At 73.5% G+C, this 5,064-nt stretch carries 1 protein-coding gene; it reads left to right on the top strand.

The window, feature by feature from the left end:
- Positions 1-16: 16 nt before the first annotated feature.
- The coding region (locus VFV67_RS02670; RefSeq protein WP_326466919.1) for a polyketide synthase at positions 17-5,064 on the top strand (5,048 nt) is incomplete at its 3' end.

The following is a 5,064-nucleotide window of genomic DNA, read 5'->3' as shown; positions in this document are numbered from 1 at the left end:
GCCGGCGTTGTTCGCGATGGCCATCGGGTTGTCGGCCGTGTGGCGCTCGCTGGGCGTGGAACCCGCCGCCGTGGTCGGCCACTCGCAGGGGGAGGTACCGGCCGCGGTGATCAGCGGCGCGCTCACCCTGGAACAGGGCGCGCAGATCGTGGCGCAGCGCTCCCAAGCGGTGCTCACGGTGGCCGGGCAGGGCGGCATGGCCCTGATCGAACGCCCGCTAGCCGAGGTCGAAGAGTTCCTTGCCCCGTATGGGGATGCGTTGTCGGTGGCGGCGGTGAACACGCCCGGCTCGACGGTGATCTCCGGCCAGGCGCAGGCGATCGAGCAGATCGTCGGCGAGTTGCAGGCCCAGGACGTCTATGCCCGCACCATCAAGGTCGACTACGCCTCGCACAACGCCCAGATGGACCCGCTGCTACCCGGACTCGCCGACAGCTTCGCCGATCTCACGCCGGGTCGGGCGCAGATCGGCTTCTACTCCACCGTGACCGGCCAGGCCGTCGAAGGCCCGGAGTTGGATGGCGGCTACTGGTGCCGCAACCTGCGCGAGCCGGTCCGGTTCGACCGCGCCCTCGAGCAGTTGCTGGCCGACGGGCATTCGGTGTTCGTGGAGATCTCCGCCCACCCGGTGCTGGCCATGCCGCTCACCGACGCCAGCGCCGAACACGGCGGGGTGGTGGTCGGATCGCTGGCCCGCGACCGGGGCGATCAGGCACAACTGTTGCGCAACCTCGGCGTGCTGCACGTGCACGGGGTCGAACTGGACTGGGACCGGATCCTCGGCGGGAGCGGTGGCCTGGTCGCGTTGCCCACCTATGCCTTCCAGCGCGAGCGGTTCTGGGTGCAGACCTCGAAAACCGTTGCCAGGAACGAGCATCCGTGGCTCGGGCCGGCGCTGAGCCTCGCCGACGGGGACGGGTACGTGCTCACCGGACGGCTGTCCGTAGCCGAGCATCCGTGGCTGGCCGACCACGCGGTGTTCGGCACGATCCTGGTACCCGGCACGGCATTGCTCGAGATCGCACTCACCGCCGCCCACCAGGCCGGCGCGGACCGGGTTTCCGAGCTGACCCTGCTGGAACCACTCGTTCTCCCCGAGGACACCGCGGTGCAGGTGCAGGCGGTGATCCACGCCGAAGAGATCACCATCTACAGCCGCATCGACGACGCGCCCTGGCGCCGGCACGCCACCGGAGTGCTCACCGGACCCGGCCCGGTCTTCGAGCCGGACGATTGGCCGGTCGCCGAGGCGGAACCGATCGATCTGGACGGCTTCTACGACAGATTCGCCGAGCGCGGCCTGGACTACGGCCCGGCCTTCCAGGGCCTGACCGAGCTGTGTCGCGCCGGCGACACCGCCTACGGTCTGGTCCGGCTGCCCGACGGGTTGAACCCCAACGGTTTCGGCATCCACCCCGCGCTGCTCGACGCCGCCCTGCACACCCTCACCGGCATCCGGGACGACGGCGCCGTGCTGCTGCCGTTCGCCTGGACCGGGGTCGAGTTGTACGCCACCGGCGCCACCGAACTGCGGGTGCGGATCGATCTGGACGGCGACGCGGTTCGGATCGCCGTCACCGATGGTGCCGGACAACCCGTGCTGCGCGCGGACCGGCTGGTGATCCGCGCGGCCACCGCCGAACAGGTCCGCGCCGGCGACACCGCCGGTCACCTGTACCGGGTGGACTTCCGGCCGGTCGCCGGGGTTGCGCCGAACCCGGCCACCGGGGCGGTGTGGGTGCTCGGGGTGGACGGGATGGCGAAGCTGGACAGCCTGCTGGCGCGGGACGGTGCGTCGCCGGACCGGGTGATCGTGGACGCCACGGCCCCGGACGCGGATCCGTTGACCGTCACCACCGCCGCTCTGCTGATGGCGCAACGACTTCTGGCCGAACCCGAGTTGGCGCGGGCCGAGCTGGTGTGGGTCACCTCCGGCGCCGTGGACGCCGGGGACGGGGTGGCCGAGCTGGCCGGCGCGCCGCTGTGGGGGCTGCTGCGCGCGGTCCGGGCCGAGTACCCGGACCGGGTCATCCACCTGGTGGACACCGACGATCCGAGCGACCCGGCCGGGATCGCGGTGCCGGCCGGCGAACCGGAGATCGCGATCCGTGGCGGGGAGATCAGGGCCGCCCGGCTGGTTCCGGTTGCCGCGTCGGCCGATGGGCCGGTGGCGTTCGATCCCGAGGGGGCGGTGCTGATCACCGGCGGCACCGGCGAGCTCGGCCGGCTGGTCGCCCGGCATCTCGTTGCCCGGCACGGGGTTCGCCATCTGGTGTTGACCTCGCGGCGCGGACCGGACGCGCCGGGCGCGGCCGACCTGGCCGCCGGGCTCACCGAGGCCGGTGCGCGGACCGTGCGGGTGGTCGGCTGCGACGCCGGCCGGCGCGCGGAGCTCGCCGCCGTGCTCGACGCGGCCGAACGCCCGTGGACCGGGGTGTTCCACCTCGCCGCGGTCCTGGACGACGGGGTGCTGGCCGGGCAGAGTCCCGAGCGGCTCGAAGCGGTGTGGCGGCCCAAGGCCGGCGGCGCCGCGCACCTGCACGAGCTGACCCGCGACCTGGACCTGGCCGCGTTCGTGCTGTTCTCCTCGGCGGCCGGGGTGCTCGGCGGCGCCGGGCAGGCCAACTACGCGGCGGCCAACGCCTTCCTGGACGCCCTCGCCGCGCACCGCCGCACCCTGGGCCGCCCGGCGGTCAGCGTGTCCTGGGGTCTGTGGCAGCAATCCGGGATCGGCCTCACCGCGCGCCTCGGCCAGGCCGAGCTGGCCCGGATGCGGCGCCGGGGCGTGGCCGCGCTCAGCGCCGAGCAGGGCCTGGCCGCACTGGACGCCGCCCTCGGGCCGGACCACGCCCACCTGGTGCCGGTGCGGCTGGACCGCGACCCCGACCAGGTTCCCGCACTGCTGCGCGGCCTGATCCGGGCCCCCCGCAAGCGATTGGGCCCGGCCGGCGCGCCCGCCGGGTTGCGCGAGCGGCTGCTCGGCCTGCCCGCCGCCGAGCGGACCACCCGGCTCACCGAGCTGGTGCGCCGGGAGGCCGCGGTGGTGCTCGGCATGTCCGGGCCGGACCACCTGGCCGCCGGCCAGGTGCTCAAGGACCTCGGTCTCGACTCGCTGATGGCCGTCGAGCTGCGCCGCCGGCTGGCCGCCGAGACCGGGCTCACCCTGCCGGCGACGCTGGCCTTCGACTACCCCACCCCGACGGCGATCGCCGGGCTGTTGCTGGACAAGCTCGCGCTCGGCGGCCCGGCCGCGAGCCGGCCGGCACCGGCCCGCGCCGGCGCCGTCCCGAACGAGCCGATCGCGATCATCGCCATGGCCTGCCGGCTGCCCGGCGGCATCGACAGCCCGGAGTCCTACTGGGACCTGCTCGCCGACGGCGCCGACGCGATCGGGGAGTTCCCGCCACGGTGGGAAAAGCTCGACGTCTACGATCCGGACCCGGAGGCGCCGGGCAAGACCTATGCCCGGGAGGGCGGCTTCATCCACGACGTGGAAGGCTTCGACGCCGCGTTCTTCGGAATCTCCCAGCGCGAGACGGTGTCCATGGATCCGCAGCAGCGGGTGGTGCTGGAGACCGCGTGGGAAGCCTTGGAGCGCGCCGGGATCCGGCCAGCCGGGCTCAGCGAGAGCCGCACCGGGGTCTACCTCGGCGCGATGAGCTCCGACTACGGCGAGCAGGGCCGCCAGCTCGACGCGTTCGACGGCTACCTCAGCACCGGCAACGCGACCAGCGTGGTCTCCGGCCGGGTGGCCTACACCCTCGGCCTGCAGGGCCCCGCGGTCAGCGTGGACACCGCGTGCTCGTCCTCCCTGGTCGCCCTGCACCTCGCGGTCAACGCGTTGCGCCAGAACGAATGTGACCTGGCGCTGGCCGGCGGCGTGACGGTGATGAGCACCCCGAGGCTGTTCGTTGAGTTCAGCCGGCTCAAGGGGATGGCCCCGGACGGGCGGTGCAAGTCCTTCTCCGCGCTCGCCGACGGCGCCGGCTGGTCCGACGGTTGCGGAATCCTTGTGCTCAAACGGCTTTCGGCGGCCGAGCGGGACGGGGACCAGGTGCTCGCGGTGATCCGGGGCAGCGCGGTCAACCAGGACGGCCGCAGCCAGGGCCTGACCGCGCCGAACGGCCCGTCCCAGCAGCGGGTGATCAGGGACGCGCTGGCCGCCGCCCGGCTGACCCCGGCCGACATCGACGCCGTCGAGGCGCACGGCACCGGCACCACCCTGGGCGACCCGATCGAAGCCGGCGCATTGGCCGAGGTGTTCGGCCCCCACCGCGACACCAACCAGCCCCTCTATCTGGGATCCGCGAAGTCAAACCTCGGCCACACCCAAGCCGCCGCCGGAGTGGTCGGCGTGATCAAGATGGTGCTCGCCCTCCAACACCAGACCCTGCCGAAGACCCTGCACGCCGAACAACCCAGTCCCCACATCCCATGGGACGACAGCGGCCTGCACCTGCTCACCCAACCCCAACCCTGGCCTCACAACGACACCCGACCCCGCCGAGCCGGCGTGTCCTCATTCGGGCTCAGCGGCACCAACGGCCACCTGGTGCTGGAGGAGGCGCCGGCAACCGAACCCGCGGGCGCCGCCGTCGAGGGCACCTTCCCGCTGGTGCTGTCCGGGCGGACCGAGGCGGCCGTCCGCGCCCAGGCCGGCCGCTGGGCCGACTGGATCGCCGGCCACCCGCAGGTGCCGCTGGGCGACATCGTCGCGACCGCCGCGCACCGCACGCATTTCGAGCACCGGGCCAGCATCGGCGTCACCACCAGGGCGGAGACGTTGCAGGCGCTGCGCGACTTGGCCGAGGGCCGAACGCCGGCCGGCGCGAGCCTCGGCGAGGCGGCCGAGGGCGGCACGGCGATGCTGTTCACCGGTCAGGGCTGCCAGCGGCTGTGCATGGGGCGCGGGCTGTATGCGGCGTTCCCGGTGTTCCGGGCGGCTTTCGACGAGGTGTGCGCGGCGCTCGACCCGCATCTGTCCCGGGCGCTCGGCGATGTGCTTCTTGCCGGCGAGGACGGCCCGGACGCGGTGCTGGTCAACGAGACGGAGTTCACTCAGCC

Source organism: Actinophytocola sp., assembly GCF_035762905.1.
Lineage (GTDB): Bacteria > Actinomycetota > Actinomycetes > Mycobacteriales > Pseudonocardiaceae > DASYTH01.
This window is presented reverse-complemented; position numbering and strand designations above follow the sequence as displayed.